Annotated in this window: 14 protein-coding genes and 1 pseudogene; 4 read left to right on the top strand and 11 right to left on the bottom strand. The window is 60.9% G+C overall.

Going from position 1 to position 19,884, the window contains the following annotated elements:
- The first annotated feature begins 44 nt into the window (after positions 1-44).
- Positions 45-749, top strand: coding sequence for a hypothetical protein (locus tag AC19YT_RS14155; protein ID WP_095107913.1), 705 nt, complete (start codon positions 45-47; stop codon positions 747-749).
- 314 nt (positions 750-1,063) lie between these two features.
- Here the strand turns inward: AC19YT_RS14155 and AC19YT_RS14150 are convergent, their stop codons facing one another.
- The 6 genes from AC19YT_RS14150 to cyoA form a co-directional block, all read right to left on the bottom strand.
- Entirely contained in the window at positions 1,064-1,276 is a 213-nt protein-coding gene (locus AC19YT_RS14150; RefSeq protein ID WP_095107912.1) for a hypothetical protein, read from the bottom strand.
- Positions 1,277-1,450: 174 nt separating this feature from the next.
- Positions 1,451-2,338, bottom strand: coding sequence for a heme o synthase (gene cyoE / locus AC19YT_RS14145; protein WP_095107911.1), 888 nt, complete (start codon positions 2,336-2,338; stop codon positions 1,451-1,453).
- An 11-nt stretch (positions 2,339-2,349) separates the two neighbouring features.
- Positions 2,350-2,685, bottom strand: a complete 336-nt coding sequence (gene cyoD, locus AC19YT_RS14140; protein ID WP_095107910.1) for a cytochrome o ubiquinol oxidase subunit IV — start codon at positions 2,683-2,685, stop codon at positions 2,350-2,352.
- Complete coding sequence (locus tag AC19YT_RS14135; protein ID WP_095107909.1) at positions 2,685-3,311, bottom strand: cytochrome o ubiquinol oxidase subunit III; 627 nt, start codon at positions 3,309-3,311, stop codon at positions 2,685-2,687. The genes cyoD and AC19YT_RS14135 overlap by 1 nt, the downstream gene beginning before the upstream one ends.
- Before the next feature lie 3 nt (positions 3,312-3,314).
- Complete coding sequence (gene cyoB, locus AC19YT_RS14130) at positions 3,315-5,333, bottom strand: cytochrome o ubiquinol oxidase subunit I (protein WP_500610474.1); 2,019 nt, start codon at positions 5,331-5,333, stop codon at positions 3,315-3,317.
- A gap of 3 nt (positions 5,334-5,336) precedes the next feature.
- Positions 5,337-6,290: a ubiquinol oxidase subunit II gene (gene cyoA / locus AC19YT_RS14125; protein WP_095107907.1), complete on the bottom strand. Its 954-nt coding sequence runs from the start codon at positions 6,288-6,290 to the stop codon at positions 5,337-5,339.
- Positions 6,291-6,317: 27 nt separating this feature from the next.
- On the opposite strand from cyoA, the pseudogene AC19YT_RS14120 reads away from it, so the two are divergent.
- Positions 6,318-6,532 (top strand): annotated as a pseudogene (locus AC19YT_RS14120) (hypothetical protein).
- 568 nt (positions 6,533-7,100) lie between these two features.
- Here AC19YT_RS14120 and AC19YT_RS14115 read toward each other — a convergent pair.
- Together AC19YT_RS14115 and AC19YT_RS14110 are read right to left on the bottom strand one after the other, a co-directional pair.
- Positions 7,101-7,664, bottom strand: coding sequence for a hypothetical protein (locus tag AC19YT_RS14115; RefSeq protein WP_500610473.1), 564 nt, complete (start codon positions 7,662-7,664; stop codon positions 7,101-7,103).
- 187 nt (positions 7,665-7,851) lie between these two features.
- Positions 7,852-8,364: a disulfide bond formation protein B gene (locus AC19YT_RS14110; RefSeq protein ID WP_095107905.1), complete on the bottom strand. Its 513-nt coding sequence runs from the start codon at positions 8,362-8,364 to the stop codon at positions 7,852-7,854.
- 230 nt (positions 8,365-8,594) lie between these two features.
- On the opposite strand from AC19YT_RS14110, the gene AC19YT_RS14105 reads away from it, so the two are divergent.
- Positions 8,595-9,569: a 2-hydroxyacid dehydrogenase gene (locus AC19YT_RS14105; protein ID WP_095107904.1), complete on the top strand. Its 975-nt coding sequence runs from the start codon at positions 8,595-8,597 to the stop codon at positions 9,567-9,569.
- A gap of 44 nt (positions 9,570-9,613) precedes the next feature.
- On the opposite strand, the gene AC19YT_RS14100 is transcribed toward AC19YT_RS14105, so the two are convergent.
- Complete coding sequence (locus tag AC19YT_RS14100) at positions 9,614-15,877, bottom strand: hypothetical protein (protein WP_500610472.1); 6,264 nt, start codon at positions 15,875-15,877, stop codon at positions 9,614-9,616.
- 76 nt (positions 15,878-15,953) lie between these two features.
- A complete protein-coding gene (locus AC19YT_RS14095; protein WP_095107902.1) occupies positions 15,954-16,850 on the bottom strand; it encodes a DMT family transporter in 897 nt (298 codons plus the stop codon).
- 145 nt (positions 16,851-16,995) lie between these two features.
- Here AC19YT_RS14095 and AC19YT_RS14090 point away from each other — a divergent pair, with 145 nt between their 5' ends.
- Complete coding sequence (locus AC19YT_RS14090) at positions 16,996-17,871, top strand: helix-turn-helix domain-containing protein (RefSeq protein WP_500610471.1); 876 nt, start codon at positions 16,996-16,998, stop codon at positions 17,869-17,871.
- Positions 17,872-17,876: 5 nt separating this feature from the next.
- Here the strand turns inward: AC19YT_RS14090 and dacB are convergent, their stop codons facing one another.
- Positions 17,877-19,331 (bottom strand): D-alanyl-D-alanine carboxypeptidase/D-alanyl-D-alanine endopeptidase, encoded by a 1,455-nt coding sequence (gene dacB / locus AC19YT_RS14085; RefSeq protein ID WP_500610470.1) that lies wholly within the window; start codon positions 19,329-19,331, stop codon positions 17,877-17,879.
- Positions 19,332-19,884: the final 553 nt, after the last annotated feature.

The following is a 19,884-nucleotide window of genomic DNA, read 5'->3' as shown; positions in this document are numbered from 1 at the left end:
CCCGCCGCCTCATCCCCTTGTTTAATGAAGTAGTGAATTTTTCAATGCCTGATACCCGTACCGCCGAAGCCGTAGCCACCCCGTCGTCCCGGGTGGAATACGAAAATGCCATCCACCTTTCGCAGCACGTGCCCCAGGCGAAAAACATCAGCGAAATGGTGCTCGACGCCTTCCAGTCCACCAAGGAAAGCGAACAGATCCGCCAACTGCGCGCGGCCATCCGCCAGGCCCACGATAGCTTCGACGACGACAAAGCCTACGAACTGATGGGCGAACTCAAACAACTCAAGGACGCCGAAGCCGCCGACATCGCCGCCCTGGAAAACCTCAGCAGCCAATTCCCCATCAGCCGCATTCTGTCCACCTACAAGGACGACCCGGCGTTCCAGGAAATCGTCTACGGCCTGGCCCTCAAAGTGCTGAACCAAACCCACCAGGCCATCAGCAACCCCAGCGCCGGCAAGAGCAAAACCGCCCGCGCCAAGAAAGAAGCCGAAGTGTTCAGCATCAGCAAGGACGGCATCAGCGTCACCCTGCCCCTGCGCAACCCGCGCGCCAAACTCAACCTCGACCGCCAAGCCCTGGAGTTCCTCGGCTTCACCTTCGTCGGCGAAGGCGACGAAGCAGAGCTGCAAAGCGAAACCTTTGTGGATAACTCAGGCGCCGAACACCCCCTGACCCGCAAAAGCATCATCACCGCCCTGCAACAGCAAACCGCATTCGACGGCTACAGCATCGCCCAGGCCTGATTCGCACCCGAGAAAAAGGGCCTTGAGCGGTGTGGGGTGGCTGAAGGCCCTGTCAGTTCCTTGGCCGAGGGTGTACTCGGTAATCTTTCTTATAGCGCTTAGGCTGCCACTTCCTGGCGAGGGTAAAACCTGCTCCAAACAATAAAAATAAAACTTTCAAAGACACTCGCCACATGTCTGGGCGGGTTATAGAGGTTTTTTGTTGTATGGCTGGTGCTCCTTTTTGTGCCTGAACCTGGCGGTTTACTTTAAACGCCAGGTTCAGGAACAAGGCCCACATAACAGCCTTGGGCAGTCACTCAATAGCGCTGTATTTATTCCCCAAAGCTGTAGGACTCGATCATGCGGTCTTCACGCAAATTCAGACGAATGCGGTGCGGGCCCAGATCGTGCGGGTTATAGAACCCCGCCCCCACTGGCCGCACCGGGCGGCCAGTGCGCGCTTCGAGTTGAGCGCGCAGGGGTTCGGAGTAAGGCTGGCCGATAACGGTGTTCAGCAGGGTTTCGGTTTCCATCAGGTCTTGCATGATTGCTTCCTTGCATTAATGAATGAATCTTCCTGCGCCTCGTCCGTGGAGGCGTGGGGTGACTATCGACCGATCAAAACAAGCGGATGCTGTAGATATGTACCGCAGCGAAAAAAACAATAAAAAACCCCGCGCTTCTCTCGAAGGCGGGGCTTTTTACACAGCGCTGTCAGTTCAAGGTGCGTAAGTCAGCAGCAACTCGTGGGGCACCTGGAAGTCCAGGGACATCATCACGCTCAGGGCAGTGATGGTGAAGATGGAGAACACGAACAGCTTGCGGGCCCAGACGCTGTCGTCCACCGCTTTGTAGCCGCTCCAGGCCATGTACAGCCAGTACATGCCCATGGCGGCCGCGACGGCCAGGTAACTCATGCCCGCGTAACCACTGAAGGTCAGCATCAAGGTCGCCACGAGGAAGGCCAGGATGTAGAGCAGGATGTGTTTTTTGGCCACGCGTATGCCGCGCTTGACCGGCAGCACCGGGATGGACGCCGCCAGGTAGTCGTTGAAGCGGAAGATCGCGATGGCGTACGAGTGCGGCATCTGCCACAGGCTGAACATCACCAGCAGGGTCAGGGCCGCCATGTCGAAGCTGTTGCTGACCGCGACGTAACCGATCACCGGCGGCATCGCCCCCGACAGGCTGCCCACCAGCGTGCCGTGCACCGACTTGCGCTTGAGGTACAGGCTGTAGAAGCCGACGTAGATGACAAAGCCGATAACGGCGAACAACGCCGCCAACGGATTGGCCACCCAGTACAGCAGCGCCACGCCGGCGACGCCGAGGACGGTCGCGTAGATCAGCGCCAGTTTCAGGGAGATGAGGCCCTGGACCAGCGCACGGTTCTTGGTGCGCTCCATCTTCAGGTCGATGTCGCGGTCGATGCAGTTGTTGAACACGCAACCGGAGGCAACCACCAGGGAAGTGCCGATCATGGCGGCCAGGAAGATGGCCAGATCGACATGCCCTTTGGAGGCCAGGAAGAACCCGCCTGCCACAGAAAGCACGTTACCGAAAATGATCCCCGGCTTGGTGATTTGGATAAAGTGCTTTAAGGACATCCGGATTTTCCTCAGTGCGCCATCATCACGGTGTGGATGCTGAACATGATCCACAACGAGAGGCCAACCAGCAGGACGATCACCAGCGCCGCGAAGACAAACGCAATCACGTTGTTGCGCTGGGCCTGGGAGCGATCCAGGTGCAGGAAGTACACCAGGTGTACCAGCACTTGAATGACCGCGAACGCCAGGATGATCCACAGGGTCATGGCTTTGGGCAGCGAGGGGTACATCACCAGGCCAAAGGGAATGACGGTCAGGATCACCGACAGGATGAAGCCGATGGCGTAGGACTTGACGCTGCCGTGGCCGGCGTCGTGGCTGTCGTGGGAGTGGGCATTAGCCATTACAGAGTCCCCATCAGGTAAACAACGGTGAAGACGCAGATCCACACCACGTCCAGGAAGTGCCAGAACAGGCTCAGGCAGCTCAGGCGGGTCTTGTTGGTCGCGGTCAGGCCGTTTTTCTGCACCTGGTACATCATGATCGCCATCCAGATCAGGCCGCTGGTCACGTGCAGGCCGTGGGTGCCGACCAGGGTGAAGAACCCGGACAGGAAGCCCGAACGGCTAGGGCCGAAGCCTTCGGCGATCAGCAGGTGGAATTCGTTGATCTCCATGGCGATAAAGCCCGCGCCCAGAAGGAAGGTCATGGCCAACCAGCCCAACACCTGGGTTTTCTTGCCCTTGAACAGCGCCAGCATGGCGAAGCCGTAGGTGATCGAGCTGAACAGCAGCAGCGCGGTTTCACCCAGCACGTACGGCAGCTCGAAGATGTCGTGGCCCGACGGGCCACCGGCGACGTTGTTCACCAACACCGCGTACACCGCGAAGATCGACGCAAACAGAATGCAGTCGGTCATCAGGTAGAGCCAGAAACCGAAAATGGTCATCTCGCCCGAGTCGTGGTGGTGGTCATCGTGCCCATGGTCCGTGCCATGGGCGTGTCCAACATTGGTCACTAAGTTCGACATGGTTTAAGCCTGTTCCAACGAGGTTTCAACACGGCTAGCCGGGATGGCCTTGGCCGCTACCAGACGCTTGCGCTGCTCGGCTTCGATCCGTTCGATCGTTTCCACCGGCACCATGTAGCCCTGGTCGTCGCGGGCGGCATGGATGGCGAAATACACCACGGTGCCGACCAGGCCAACGATGGCCAGCCACCAGATGTGCCAGACCATGGCGAAACCGAACACCGTCAACAGGCCGCCCATCACCACGCCCGTGGCGGTGTTGCTCGGCATGTGGATCGGCTCGTAGCGGGCCGGGACCTGGTAAGCGGTGCCGTTTTCCTTGGCTTCGGTAAACGGATCGACGCCATCAGCCTTGGGCAGTACGGCGAAGTTGTAGAACGGCGGTGGCGAGGAGGTGGACCATTCCAGGGTATGGGCATTCCACGGGTCGCCCGCTTCGCACAGGTTCTGCTTGCGGTCACGCACGCTGACGTAGAGCTGGATCAACTGGCAGGCGATGCCGACGGCGATCATCACGGCGCCGAACATGGCCACGTACAGGTACGGCACCCACTCCGGGTTGGTGGTGGCGTTCAGGCGACGGGTCATGCCCATGAAGCCCAGCGCATAGAGCGGCATGAACGCGACGAAGAAGCCCGAGATCCAGAACCAGAACGCGGCCTTGCCCCAGCCTTCGTGCAGCTTGAAGCCGAACGCTTTGGGGAAGTAGAAGCTAAAGCCTGCGATGTAGCCGAATACCGCGCCGCCGATAATCACGTTATGGAAGTGCGCGATCACGAACAGGCTGTTGTGCAGCACGAAGTCCGCGCCGGGGATGGCCAGCAGTACGCCAGTCATGCCGCCGATGGCGAAAGTCACCATGAAGCCCAGGGTCCACAGCACCTGGCTGGTGAAGCGCAGCCGGCCTTGGTAAATGGTGAACAGCCAGTTGAACAGCTTCACCCCCGTGGGAATGGAAATCAGCATGGTCGCCAGGCCGAAGAAGGCGTTGACGTTGGCCCCCGAACCCATGGTGAAGAAGTGGTGCAGCCAGACCATGAAACCCAGGATCGAGATCGCGCCGCTGGCGTAGATCATCGAGTGGTGGCCGAACAGTTTCTTGCCGGAGAAGGTAGAGATGACTTCGGAGAAAATGCCGAACGCCGGCAGGATCAGGATGTACACCTCGGGGTGGCCCCAGGCCCAGAACAGGTTGACGTACATCATCGGATTTCCACCCAGTTCATTGGTGAAAATGTGGAAATCCATGTAACGGTCAAGGGTCAGCAGTGCCAGGGTAGCGGTCAGGATCGGGAACGAAGCCACGATCAGGACGTTGGCCCAGGTGCAGGTCCAGGTGAAGATCGGCATGTCCATCAGCTTCATGCCGGGGGTACGCATTTTCAGCACGGTGGCCAGGAAGTTGACCCCCGTTAGCGTCGTCCCTAGCCCCGATAGCTGTAGGGCCCAGATGTAGTAGTCCACACCCACGCCCGGGCTATAGCCGGTTTCCGACAGCGGCGGGTAAGCAACCCAACCGGTCTTGGCGAATTCGCCGACACCCAGGGACACGTTCACCAGCACCACGCCTGAGACCAGCAGCCAGAAGCTCAGGGAGTTGAGGAACGGGTACGCCACGTCGCGGGCGCCAATCTGCAGCGGCACAGCCAGGTTCATCAGGCCGGTGAAGAACGGCATCGCCATGAAGATAATCATGATGACGCCGTGGGCGGTGAAGATCTGGTCGTAGTGCTCAGGCGGCAGGTAGCCCGGCGAGCCCTCGGTGGCCATGGCCAACTGGGTGCGCATCATGATGGCGTCGGCAAAGCCGCGCAGCAGCATAATCATGGCGACGATGATGTACATCACGCCGATTTTCTTGTGGTCCACGGACGTCAGCCACTCGGTCCACAAGTAGGTCCACTTCTTGAAGTAGGTGATTGCCGCGAACACCGCCAGACCGCCGAGCGCGATCATGGCAATGGTCACCATGACAATCGGCTCGTGGAACGGAATCGCTTCCAGACTTAATTTACCAAACATCGATTACTCCTCTGCCCCGGCAGCTGAATGCGAACTCATGTCCATCCCTTCCATGTGGGCCACTTCTTTGTCTTGCTTGTCTTGCTTGTCGTGGTGCATCGGCTTGCCCGGTTTCATGCCTTCATACTTGTCGATGATGGTCTGGAACAGGTTGGGCTTGAACGAGGCGTAGAGCGCGACTGGGTTGTTCTGGCTCGGTTTGGAAAGGGCTTCGTATTCAGCTTGGTCAAGCTGGTTAGGTGCCTTTTTGACATCACTGACCCAGGTGTCGAACTCTTCCTGGGTGGTGGCGATGGCTTTGAACTTCATGCCGGTGAAACCCGCACCGCTGTAGTTGGCGGAGATCCCGTCCAGCTCGGCGTTCTGGTTGGCCATCAGGTGCAGCTTGGTCTGCATACCCGCCATGGCGTAGATCTGGCCGCCCAGCCCTGGGATGAAAAACGAGTTCATCACGGTGTCGGACGTCACCCGGAAATTGATCGGGGTGTGGGCCGGGAACACGATCTTGTTGACCGTGGCGATGCCTTGTTCCGGGTAGATGAACAGCCACTTCCAGTCCATGGCGACCACTTCGATGGTGATCGGCTTGACGTCCGATTCCAGCGGACGGTACGGGTCCAGGGCGTGGGTCGACTTATAAGTGACGTAACCCAGGGCGACGATAATCAGGATCGGCACGGTCCAGACCGCGATCTCGATCTTGGTGGAGTGGTTCCACTTCGGCGTGTAGGTGGCCTGGGTGTTCGAGGCACGGTATTTCCAGGCGAAGATGAACGTCATCAGGATCACCGGCACGACCACCAACAGCATCAGCAGGGTCGCGGTGATAATCAGGTTTCGCTCGTCCAGGCCCACCTGGCCCTTGGGGTCGAGCAAGGTCATGTTGCAACCGCTGAGCAATAACATGCCCAGCAGAGGCAAAAAGCCTAACAATCGGGGGTACCTGGTTTTACTCATCTCACGACCTCTAAAGCAGCTTGCGCAATGCAGTTGGGTTTTGATCGCCAACACTTCACCCTGCCAAGGGTTGGCATTTTTTCATCGGTTGAATAAGGGCCTGCCCGGCGCGCTACGCGCTGATCGACAAATCCTGGGCTAGCGGTGTGTTCTTATTCGAATTCGTGGTCAAAGGCCTGGTTAAAGACCAATTCCATTTGGTGCGGAAATGTGGAAGGCGCCGGCACCTGCAAACCCTATGAAGCCTAAAAATGCCCCTGGGCCGCATGCGTGTGCTCAGGGATGAGCAGTGCCGCAAATTCAGTGCGGGCGATTGTAGATACGTCGGGTTTTATAAACCATGTCTCATCTAGAAATAATTTTTATCGCATTCAGCAACAATCTCTAACGATTATTGCGCCGACGCATAATCGTATCGAATTTCATTCTCAACAAAAACCCCGAAAAATGTAGGCTTAATGGGCCCGATTCAGACAGTTACACTGTGCGCAAAATCGCCTACCAGATCGCGCCATGCCCCTTTTTTAAAGGGCTATAGCGCCACGGCAAAACCTGTTAGAACTGCCTGGTGCCCGAGCGGCGCAAGGCGAAAAAAAACCGGCCACACCTGTGCGGGCTGCCCGCGCATTGTTGCAATAGCCCTACACTTTGAAATGATTTGTCACATAACGAGTGTGACAACGTGTCGCAGGTATGCAGCAACGATTCTTGAGCGTTGTCATGGCAATTTTCACCAAGACGAAAAAATACCAGGGCGTCGGCGTGCCACCGTCGCCCTGATACGTACTTTTGCGTACAACGCCGATGGGGTTACTCGAAGGCAGGCTGGCGTACACCGGTCTTGTAGCTCCAATCCAGGATGCTGGCTTCGCCATAACGGTTCATTGCTGTCAGCAGCGCATCCAGCGTCTTGAAGCGCACTTGATAGATTTCAGGCTGGGGGATGTGCTCGACGTAAACACTGTGACCATCGAAGTACACAGGTGCCGAGTGATAGCCATAACTGTCCGACTCATATTGAAGTTGAAACGCATAGCGCCGGCACAGTAAGAACATATGCGGTTCACTCAATTGCTCATCCAGGGTCGAGGGTAACTTTTGCCCGGTGTACTGGATGTGATCCAGAGCACCGGGCACCTGAGTAAAACCATATTCGTCCAGTACTTGGAGTAGGTCTTCAAGGTGGCTAAACAAACAGGTGTTAATATCTGGGTACTCATCGATGCTTACCCTGAAGCCGCCGTTCTCCAAGGTAATAGGGGCCTGGGTAATTTCCCCCGAGCCTGCACGATAAAGAACCATCAAATAGCTAAAGGCTTTTTCTTCCCAAAGGGTTTTGGTGACAGATACACGGGCTTCTTGCGAGAGATACATGATGCAATTTCCTTATTGCAGTAAGTTGAATCATCAGCATAGAAGAAGTTGCAAAAACAATAGTCGCCCTATGGCCGACAGTGAATGTAGGAGTCATCACCCACTTTCACTTATCCAGTTAAATCCACCACACAGCAAAACGCCCCGAACTCTTATCCAGAGCCGGGGCGTTATATAGTTAGTGCGTTTATGAGTTCAAGTGTTTGCGATTACGGGTAATCAGCAAAGGCACGAGCACCGCCGTCAATACAAACGCCAGCAACGCCCACTGCGCCAGGGACAAGCCAAGAATCGGCGGGTAAGGCGTGGAGCAAAAGCCATCGACCTGAAAGCCCAGGGGGAAGATCGTCGCCAGCGGCAGGCTGTCTACAATCGGCTGCAGCACATCGATACCGCAACTCACCGCCGGGTAGAACTGGGTGTATACGTGATGCCCGGCCACCGCCACACCGCCGAGGGCGCTCAACACCACCAGCGCTTCCATGACCGTCAGGCTACGGCGCCCCGGCATGGCGGCGCCGATAAACGCAAACAGCGCGATCAGCAGCAACGCATAGCGTTGCAGGATGCACAGCGGGCACGGTGCCTCGCCCAGCACCACTTGCATATAGAGCGCGCCGCCGATCAGTGCCAGGCAGATAATGCCCAGCAACACCAGATAACGGCGTTCGCGTACCAACCTTAGTGTTTCTTCACTCATTGTCGTAATCCTTTCCCAAATTGGCGGCGGTTCAATGGCCGCCAGTTTACACGCGGATCGTGAAGGTTCGCGCATGCGCCCCAGGTTAAAACCTGGGGCAATTAACAGCACAGGCATTAACGGCGGATTAATCTTCGCCGGCCGCTGCCGGGACAACTGGCACTCGCCTAACCGCGACCGGGAATGTTAGCGTGCTTGCTATTTTCCGCCGCCAGACGAGCACTCCTTCGATGAAAAAGACCGTACTTGCCTTCAGCCGCGTCACCCCGCAAATGGTTGAACGCTTGCAGCAGGACTTCAACGTGATCGTGCCCAACCCCAAGCAGGGCGACATCAACGCGCAGTTCAACGAAGCCCTGCCCCAGGCCCACGGTTTGATCGGCGTGGGACGCAAACTGGGCCGTGCGCAACTGGAAAACGCCCAGCAATTGCAAGTGGTGTCCAGTGTCTCGGTGGGCTACGACAACTACGACCTGGCCTACCTCAATGAACGCGGGATCATGCTCACCAACACCCCCGATGTGCTCACCCAAAGCACCGCCGACCTGGCGTTCGCCCTGCTGATGAGCAGCGCCCGCCGCGTGCCGGAACTCGATGCCTGGACCAAGGCCGGGCAATGGCAAGCCACCGTCGGCGCGCCGTTGTTTGGCACCGATGTGTTTGGCAAAACCCTGGGCATCGTGGGCATGGGTAACATCGGCGCCGCCATCGCCCGCCGCGGGCGCCTGGGGTTCAACATGCCGGTGATCTACAGCGGCAACAGCCGCAAGACGGCGCTGGAACAGGAACTCGGCGCCCAGTACCGTAGCCTCGACCAGTTGCTGGGCGAGGCGGATTTCGTCTGCCTGGTGGTGCCGTTGAGCGACAAGACCCGCCACCTCATCAGCCACCGCGAACTGGCGCTGATGAAACCTGGTGCGATCCTGGTCAATATCTCCCGCGGCCCGGTGGTGGATGAGCCGGCGCTGATCGAGGCCCTGCAGAACAACCGCATCCGCGGCGCGGGGCTCGATGTGTACGAGCGGGAGCCGCTCAGCGACTCGCCGCTGTTCGCACTCAGCAACGCCGTGACCCTGCCCCACATCGGTTCGGCCACCCACGAAACCCGCGACGCCATGGCCAACCGCGCCCTGGACAACCTGCGCAGTGCGCTGCTGGGCGAACGCCCGCGGGATTTGGTCAACCCTCAGGTGTTCAAGGGCTGATGGCCGCCAGCCCTTGGTCGCCCACAACAGGCGCCAAGGGCCGCTCATTCAGGCTGCGCGGGCGCCCTGCCGGTAAATGCCAGCCACTCGCGTTGGGTCAGTTCGTCAATCAGCGCTCTCTCCTGTTCTTCCAGCGACACCTTTAAGACATTGGCCTGCAACAGGTATTGGTGTTCATTGAGGGTGCCGTCGCTGACCTGTTCATCGAGTGCCTCCAGCGCCGTGTGCATGGACCTGAGCCGAGTGGCGAACGCGCCCTCGAATCGGTCTCGCAGCAAGTTCTCCCAGAAATCCCTGCGCCCGGGAACGGCCGATAACAGGATCTCGATATGGGTGCGTGCGTCCGCCAGGGTCAGCACCCTGCGCATGCTCTCGATGTCTTGCGTGCTCAGTTCCGGGGTATTGCGATCCATCCTTTGCCGGAACCTGCTTGGCATCACAAAGAGGTCGGCCAGGGCTATCTGATACGCCAGTTCCCGGCTGCTCAATAGGTGTTCCTGCTGGTACAGGCCGGTTTCCCGTAGATTATTTTTCAACACCTCCAGCCGCGCCTCGGTGCGAAACAACACCAAGGCATCCCACAACGCCTCGGGGCGCCGCCCGGTGGCAATCCTGAATGGCTGGGTGCTCAACGCGATGGAGCCCAGGATGAGTACCAAGCGGTTGATGGACAGGCCAGGTTCATAGGGCTCGCCATGGAGGTTCAGGGCGAATTGCGCACTGGCGTCGGCCCCTTCCAGCAAGTCCCACACGCAGCGGCCCAGGTCTTCACGTAGCGGGCGGTAAGACACTTCGTTGAAATGGGGGTGGGAGCCGATCCGCTCGATCAGGTCAAAAAACCCGCTCATCTGAGTGGACTGGCTCTTTACGCGGTTCCACAGTGCCCGTCGGTCTGCAAGGGCACTGCCGGGAATGTCCGCCAGCCAATGCTCAGGGTTGGCCGGCCTGGGCTCATAGCGGTTTATCACGCCGAAGTTCGCATCGCGGTGGTCAGGGTCGGCGTGATAACTGCGCAACAGGTCCCAGGTCTGATCGGAAAGCGGATTGCCTGCAAGGTCCATGGCCCGCAGCACCGCATGAGGAAGGGCGAGACCGAACTGGGTCAGTTCTCCAATGCGGTTATCGCGCAAATCGATCCGCCGAATACGGCGCAACCCCGCCATCCCAAAGGGCAAGTGAGTCAAGCCCGTATTGCGCAGGTTCAGTCCTTCGAGGCGGCTCAACGTACCCACCTGCAAACGCAGCCCCGGTTCCAACGGGTTACCCTCCAGATCCAGCACCCTGAGCTCGACCATGTCCATCAGGTATTGCACGTCTGGGAGGCTAAACGAGATCTGGTTGTACGCAAGGTCAAGCCCGATCAAGTCGGGCAGGCGCGTGAGATTTTGCACAAAATGACGTAGCCCATTGCTGCGTAACGACACGCTTCTCACCTTGGGAAACAGCCGCAAGAACGAAAACGGCACATCCTCCAGTGCATTGTCATCGAGCTTGAGCACCCTCACATTACGCAACGGCACAGCGATATCAGGCAGCTCGGCCAACGCCAACCCACTCAGATCCAACTCGTATCCACCGGCCACCTGCCTGGCCTCCTTTCGCCAGCACTGGAGCAGGCGCTGCGCGACAATGGCCCTGTTGCCTCCTGCCGCAAGTTCCACCCAGGCGCGCAATTGCTGCTCCAGGCGGCCCCTCTCCAGCGTCAGTTGAGCAATGGCCTCGCGCCGCTCATGGGTCGTATCGCCCAGGTCACCGATGTCCAACCACGCCTCATCTTCGGTCTGCGATGGGTAAAGCTCCCGGTAGGCCGCCAACAGTTGCCCGTCAACGGTTCGGGAGCGGCCCCTCCCACTCAGGGGATAACCAATGCGCCCAGCCGCCACGCGCCGAGGCGCAATAAACCAGGGCTTGATGGGCCGCATCCCGAGGACTTCCCGGGCGCGCGCCCTGTCGCCGCTCACCTGCTGGGCGATCTGCTCGCGCCATTGCGCATCGGCGAGGGCCGGTTGCGGCACCAACGCCTGGCGCTGGGCCGCCGGCAACCCAGCCAGCAGCGCCGTAAAAAACCATACATCAGCCGCCCCTGTGCTACTGCCATTGGCCGTGAACGTCTGGGCCTGGTAGCCCTGAGCGGTATTCCTCATCTCCAGGCGTACAGTCGCCGTCTCGCTGCCCAGGCTATCGACCCGCCCTTGCGGGTCGAAGACCTCAACCCGCATGTCCACGGGCCAGCCGGGCAGGCGCGAGAGCGCGTGCAGGATCAACCGATGGCTGTCCGCCGACTGCGCGGCCTGTAGGAACAACCCTTCAAAGGCGCGGTTCAGGCGCACCGTTTGCACCTGCCAACGCGCCTCTTCACCCAACGCATGAGGAATTTTTCCTGCCGCCAGTTGCTCACGCTCAACAGTGTTGGCACCGCGCACCAGGTCATCGGCAAGCACCTGCGTCAGGCTGGGGAAGGCTCGCTGAATCAACTGGGCGCGCGGATCGGCGCTCAGGTGATCGCGCAGGCTTAAGGCCTGGAACAACTGCGCAGCCAACTGTGGCCGGGCCTGTTCCCGCCGCGTCAGCAGCGCCTCCACTGGCGGCTCAAGGCCCGGCCCGGATGGGCCGACAAGGCCGCTCACCCCATCGGCATCGAGCGTACCCAGCAGGCTCACGAAAAACTCACGCCCCCGCTCCAACCCGATGTCGATCTGCTGATGGCGCTCGAAACGCGCCACGCTGTCCAACAACAACGCAGGTGGTGGCTCACTGTTGGCATGAACCCGGCGCAGGACGTCTTCGCCCACACCACTGACCGCCGCGATGCCGTCGATAGCATCGGCACCGAACATCGCCACCGAATGCCCCAGGCGCCGAAACGGCTCATGGCCCTCCCACGTCCGGGGGTTCTCATCGGCTAGACGCCAGGCGCCATGGCCGTTGTGGACCAAGGGCAGGCCCACGGCGCCGACCTTGAGCGGGTGCACAATCTCCCAAGCCAATGGCTGGCCGTGTGCCGCTACCTGATAGGTACGGCCACCCAGGGGTAAATAACGTTCAGCGGCCACGGTATACAGCCCCGTGGCGTCGGGTTGCAGCCTGTTCAGGTCTACATTCGTGACCTCGTAATGTTCCAGCCCGGTGGTGGGTAACCGGAATGCGCCCTGGGTCGTACGGTGCCTGAGCATCGCCTGGGCCACCCGCAGACGCAGGCTCTGCACCGGATCGTCGGAGGCCAGGTCCAGGGTCAAGCGTTGCGCCGCGCCAAGGTGCGCAAGGAGAGCGAGGTAGAAGCTGTCGGGGCCCCCGATCGCCTCTTCGCGCCGGCTCTGTTGGTGGTCGAACACGGCAACGCGCCCCTCGTCATCGGTGAGCAATACGATGGTCTGATCCCCCGCGCCCTTGCTGGCGTAAGGGTTGCTTTGGGCTGGCGCACCCACCACCAGGTCGCGCCCCAGGGAATGACGGAGCACAAAACGGGCAAAGCCTTCAGCCCAGGCCAGCGCGTCGGGGTTAAAGGCGCGGCGGTGGAAAATGCCGTCCAGTGCCGCGTCACGTCGGCCGTCGTCACGGGCGCGACGCAGGGCCCAATACAAGCGTTCTGGAAGCAGTTGCGAGCGCACGATCTGTTCCTGCTCGTGGCTCGGCAACGGATGCTCGCGCAGCACCTCCAGCAACCGGGGCCGGGATACCTGCGGGTGCAGCGCCTCCAGTGTGCGCACCACCGTCGGTGTGGTACTGCCCTGCGCGCCACGGCTATCGGGCAGCAGTTGCCGCACGCCTGGCCGCGCGGCGGCTGCGCCCGCGCGCAGGCTCGTGCCGAATCGCGTCAGGGCCTCGAACAGCTCTAACCCACGCACGGACAACAGTTCCAGCAACTCGGACGCCACGGTGCTGCGCCGTTGCGCCAGCGCATCGGCGGCGGCCAGGTCCGGCGCTGGGTGCAATGCGGGCACAGCGTGCAGTACCCAGTCCAGCAGGTCGGTATCCGGCACCCTGCGCCCTGAGGTATCGAGGCGGTGGTCCCCTTGCACGATCAGCACAACCTGCCTGCTGGCCAATGGCGCGCCATTGCGGCTGTAGCTGCACACCACGTCGCCGTCGCTGTCCTTGCGTACCAGGGCGGTGTCCGCCGGCCAGCCTGGCACATGGGGCAACAGTGCCAACAAGGCGTCGGCGGCATGCACGGGTATCGGCTCAAGCGTGTCGAGCAGCGCACCGAGCTGGCGGATGTGCTGATCGGCCCGCAAGCGCACGATGCCATCGATCACTGCCGCCGACAGGGGCCGGGCCTCGCCACGCCATAGGCTGTCCAGCTGCGCGCGGGAAATTGCGCAGCCCTTGAGCAACGCCTCCAGGGCATTCACCGGCACCCCGGACAGGCCCAGCATGCGCTCGAGCAACGTGGTGTCGCTCAGGCGAGCACTGTCATCCAGCGCCAGGCGCCAGGTTCGGCTCATCGCGTCATAACGTACCGGTGGGCTGAAAGGCGAGCCGCCCGCGCGTGGCTTGAGTTGCCAGCCCTGATCGCCCACAGGCACAACCTGCGCCAGCAGGGTCTGCTCGCCCTGGGCCACCTGCACATAGCGTTGTTCGCCGTGCTCGATGAAGCCCTGGTCATTGGGCTCCCGGATCTGGGGCAATTGATCGGGGCTGAGGGCGAAGGGTTGGATGTCTTCGCGCCAGAGCCCCACGGTGCCATCGCTCAGGGTGACCTTATGGTGGCCACTAAGCCGTTGAAACAGCCGCGCGTGTCGCCGGTAGGCCATGTTCCCCAGCCTGCGCTCCAGGCTGACACTGAACATCAGGTCTGCCAGGTCGATGAACGCCTGGGTCAAATCCGCCGCCTCGCCGTGGCTCAAGGCCTCCACGCCTTGGTACAGGCTGTAGCCTAAGGTAGTGAACAGAGCCAACTGCCTCAGGCCATTGATACCGCGCACCGGGCCAGGCACGGGGATCAGCAGCCAGTCCAGCGACTCATTGACGATGACCTTTATGATCTTGACGGCCGACTCCCAATCCCTATCAGAGGTCTGGATGGCCATCGCTTTGATATTGCTGGCAAAGCGGCCGGTTTCAAACGCCCACAACGCCGCATGGGGCGAGGTAGTGGGCTCCTGGGTATACGTCAGTTGGTTGATATCGCGCTGGTAGAGGGCGCGGGAAAAAACGTCATAGAGGCGTGAAGCGACCCAGTTCAGGCCCGTGGGCCTTACCGGGACGCGACTGAAACTGCGCAGCAGAGCCTGATCGTGAAACGACAAAGGCTCGTGCAGCCAGGGGAAATGGCCATGATAGGCGGCGATGAATTGGTGCTTGAAGCTGTTCCAGGCCCACTTCACCTCATCCTCATGCTGCAAGGCACCATTGGGGCGGTTGGGAAAATAGGTAAATACGCCTCTGACCCCCGCCACCCTGAACATCACCAGCGGCACGCGGATAGGGTGGCCACGTTCAGGGGGTTGCTGCACGCCAGCAAACCCGGGCTCGGGCACCGTCAGGGGTTCGCCCGCGCCATAGGGAACCCGCATCGTCAGCAAGGCGCAGCTCGACCATTGGGTCGGCGCCCGATCTGCCCGCTTCAGGGCCTCGTAACGGCTGCGGTCGATGCCGCTGGTGGACGACGTCCGCAGGGCTTCCAGCAGATCGAACTCAAACTGGAGCGCCACTTTGCTCTGCAGCAGGCGCTTGAGTTCCCCCTGCTCCAGCGTCTGTTGCAGTTGCTCGTTGAGCCGCGCGCCTAGATCCAGCTTGCGCACCTTGTCGATAAACGCCGCCACACTCAGGCCGCCATCGATGTAGCTGGCATTCTCGGTACTGCCCATCTTCGGCAGATACCACGCGGTGTCGAAACCGAAGTTGCCACAGGCCGCCTCCCACAGGCTGACGCTAAAGACGTCTTCAGCCTGCGCATGAGGGTCCAGGGCCCGGGTCGCCCGTAACGGCCCCTCGTCCTGCTCGCCGGGGGCAGGTTTGAGGTAGCGGGTGTGCAGGTAGGTGGTTTGCGGGTCGATGTCGCGCCCGGCGATCTCGCGCAAAACCGCACGCAACTGCTCCAACCCTGCGGCCTCGAACGCCTTGTGGAAATCCGCGGCGCCCTGCTCGAGGCGTTGCTGGGCGTTCAACACTTGTCGCTGCAAGGCCAGGTAGCGGCTGCGCTCCTCATCCTGAAGGCCGCCCATGAACTGCTCGTATTGCACATGCAGTACGTCCACTACCTGCTGCAAGCTCCATTGCTGCTGCGACAGCAGCCACTCATGGTCCGGCGGCGCGGCCAGGAATGTCGCGAGACTGGACGCCTCGTCTTTGCCTTGGTTGGCCATTGGTCAGTCCTTTTAAAAAACCAATGGCCAGCCTAAGCCCCCCCGCCGGACGATCCACTCTACTTATATACCGCCCTCAGGCGAGCGAGCGCCGAGGGGCCAGCGGCGCGGGTTTGCGGAACACCAGCACATTGCCCAGCATTACCAGCACCAACCCGACCAACGCCGGGGCCGTCCATTGGTAGCCTTCCACCAGCGCCGAGACGTTGAGTGCCACCACTGGGAACAGCACCGTGCAGTACGCCGCACGCTCCGGGCCCATGCGCCCGACCAGCGTCAGGTACGCGGTAAAGCCGATCACCGACCCCGGGAGCACCAGGTACAGCAACGAACCGAGGTAGCGCGTCGTCCACTCCACCTCAAAAGCGATGCCACTGGCCAGGCAATACGCCGCCAGCATCGCCGCGCCATAGGCCATGCCCCAGGCGTTGGTGGTCAAGGGCTTGAAACCGGCCTTCTGTTGCAGGCTGGAAAGCATGTTGCCCGCCGAGAAACACAGCGTGCCCAGCAGCGCCAACCCCAGGCCCAGCACGGTTTGTGGGCTGGCGCTGTGGCCCGCCAGTTCCGGCCAGAACAGAAAGCCCAGGCCCAGCAGGCCCAACGCACCGCCCATCAACACGTTGCGGGCGACTTTCTGGGCGAAGAACACCCGGGCGTTGAGGGCGTTCCACAAGGTTGCCGTGGAAAACACCACCGCCACCAAACCGCTGGGCACCCATTGGCTGGCGTACAGAAAGCACATGAAGTTCACGCAAAACAGGCACAGGCCCTGGGCCAGGCAAATCAAATGGGCGCGCCGGTTCATCGGCTGCAAACGGCGGCTGAGCAAAAGGATGGCAAACAGCACCAGGGCCGCCAGGGCAAAGCGGTAGACAATCGACACCTCGATGGCTACCACACCCAACTGCCATTTGAGGGCAATCCAGGTGGTGCCCCAGATCAGCACGGTCAGCAGGTACAAAGTGATGTTCATGGCGAGGGCTCCTGAAGAAGGCCTTCAGTTTCAAGCCTCACCTGGCATTGGCGCTTGCATAAACTTGCGCTTTTGTCGCCGGTGGGCTGGCAGGGTGATGGCGACGGAGTAGGATGGCGACCTGTTGCCATCGATGCCCGCGCCCATGCCCACCCTGGAAAACCTGCACGTCTTTCAAGCTCTCCATCGCTCGCCCAACGCGCGCCTGGAGCACAGCGCCGAGCTCGGTGACGGCATGGCCGCCGCGCTGTGGAGCAACCATCACGACGCCCAGGACTACCAGGCCCCAAGCCACCACACCCTGTCGTGCTACATCGCCGGCGGCACCGGCACCTTCCGCCGTGGCCAGCCCGGCACCACGGGCGCCCCCGACAAACTCTGCATCCTGCCCGCCGAACATCAATCGGCGTGGGTCATCAATGGCGAAATCCGCCTCGCCCACCTGTACTTCGACCCACGCCAATTCGCCCTGGGTTGCGTCACCCTGTTGGACCGCGAGCCGCGGGAAATGCAGCTGCGCGAAAGCACCTTCCTCGATGACCCGGCCCAGGCCCGGCGCTTTCGCCAACTGATCCGCCTGAACTGGAACGAGCCCGGCGAGCGCCTGCTCACCAGCAGCCTGGCCCACGAGATGCTCAGCCACACCCTGCTGACCCAGGTCGGCCTGCGCCAGGGCCTGCGCGTCAAGGGTGGCTTGGCCGCACACCAACGCCGCGACCTGGTGGCCTTCATCGAACAACACCTGGCCGAGCCCCTGAGCCTGGGCCAACTGGCGGCGCGTTGCGCACTGTCGGAATTTCACTTCGCCCGCATGTTCCGCCACAGCTTCGGCCTGGCCCCACACCAATACGTCCTGGCCCGGCGCCTCAACCACGCCCGCCACTTGTTGCGCCACAGCGCCCAACCCCTGGGCGAAATCGCCCTGGCCTGCGGTTTTGCCAGCGCCAGCCACTTCGCCAACCGCTTCCGCCAGGCCATTGGCGGTACGCCCGGTGAGTTTCGCCAGGCGTTTTCGGGGTAGCCGCTTTACTCAGGCCGTTGGATCAACGCTAGAACCACGCGGTCTTCCAGGGCGCGAATGGCTGCGGCGCCTGCCAGGTAGCTGTTCGTTACCATCGCAAACACCAGCGGCCGCCCGGCAGCGGTGCGCACATAACCGGACAACGATGAGATTCCCGTCAACGAGCCGGTCTTGGCGTGCAGGTTGCCTTGGGCCGGGGTATCGCGCAGGCGATTGCGCAAGGTGCCGCCGACCAACCGGTCCGGTTCGCCGGCAATCGGCAGAGCCGCGTACCAGGCGTCGAACCAGGGTTGCTGGCGAACGCTGAGCAACACCTGCGTCAGGCTCTGGGTGGACAACTGATTGCGCCGGGACAGCCCCGAACCATCCACCTGGCGCCACGCCGTAGGGTCCAGGCCCAGCCCTGAGAAAAACCCGTTCACCGCGCCAATGCCTGCGTCGGTCGTGCCCGCCTGCGCAGTACGCCGCCCCATCGCCTTGAGCAGCACTTCAGTCATCGCGTTATTCGACAGTTTGAGCAGCACCGGCATCAACTGCGCCAGCGGCGCCGACTCATGGCTGACCAGTACCGTGGCGCCGGGTGCGGTCACGGCGCCGATGAACGTACGCCCGCGCACCTTGATGCCCTCGGCCACCAGCGCCGCCTGAAACACATCCGCCACCAACCGCGTCGGCTCCCAGACGCTGACCCACTTTTTGCTGGCCTCGCCCACCGGCACAGTGCCGGTGACCGTGAGGCGATTACTGCCGTGTTCACGGCTGACGCGGATCGTGTTGGCCTCCCCCACCGTTGCCTGGTTGTTTACCGTGAGCAAGCGGTTGGCCGGGTGAATGCGCACCTGCACTGGCTCACCGGGAGCTACGGCGTTGACGTGCACCAGCACCGAACCGGCATCGAAATCCCCGTCCGGCGCCAGGCTCAGCGCCGATATCTGCGCACCGTAGGCCTTATCCTCGTCATCCACCGCCCAGTCGATGCCCAGGCGCACGGCATCGAATGCCGTGTCGTCGAACACCATGTCGCCGCTGACCTCACGCACCCCCTGGCGCGCCAACCTGGCCGCCAGCTGCCGGTAATCCTCGGCCTGGATACTCGGGTCGCCCGCGCCGCGCAGGTACAGGTTGCCCCTGAGCACAGCCCCGTCGAGGCGGCCATTGCTCAATACCTGGGTGGTAAAACGGTAATCGGCACCCAGCACTTGCATCGCCGCCGCCGAGCTCAGCAACTTGAGGCTAGACCCCGGCACCAACCGCGAATCGCCATTGCGCTGGTAAAGCACCGCACCGCTGACCGCATCGCGCACCGTCAACGACACCTGCGCGCCATTGAGCAGCGGGTCGGCCAGCAGGTTATCCACAGTGGTCGTAGCCTGGACCTTGGGTACGCAAACGCAGGCAACCAAGAACAGACTTAAGTAAATAGGTAGTAACCGCGGGTTGAAGCGTTTTATTGAGTTCATAAAAGTCCTTTTTGCCGTTCAATTATTGGCCCGTGGCTCAAGTACTCTTGTGCCACGGCAGGACAGTATTCAAACTTATTGCGCCACGCCTAGTGGCGTACATATATTCTTTCAAATCAGCCAGAATAAACGCCTTATCCAATACCCTGCCGATCAGATGCCACTTCGCCAGGAACTTGCCTGAGCCATGAGTGCTTGTTTATTTTTCGGGACAATATAGAGACATATAAACACCCGCCTATCGGTTTGCGCGCAGCCACTCCAAACCCCGCCCGTGCCCTACCCACAACTTAGGCGTCCATCTTTCAACTAGCATTTCCCGCATTGGAACGGGCCATACAACTTATTTAGTTGGTATCTCGCAACAACAAGTTACCTACAGGCAGAACATCGCCACCCTTAGCCCTTATTGAAAGCCACTTATCCCGCCTGAATTCATAGAATAAGCGCAACGCTTGAAACGAGAGGCAGAGAGCCAGCCACCGGTAGAATCCAGGCTCTCACACCGAAGGATTCAAGCGCAGATGACTACGCATTACCGGCAGCTGACTCA

The sequence above is a fragment of the Pseudomonas sp. MF08875 genome (assembly GCF_059862525.1).
Note: the sequence above shows the minus strand (reverse complement) of the source record. Positions and strands in the feature narration are given on the sequence as shown.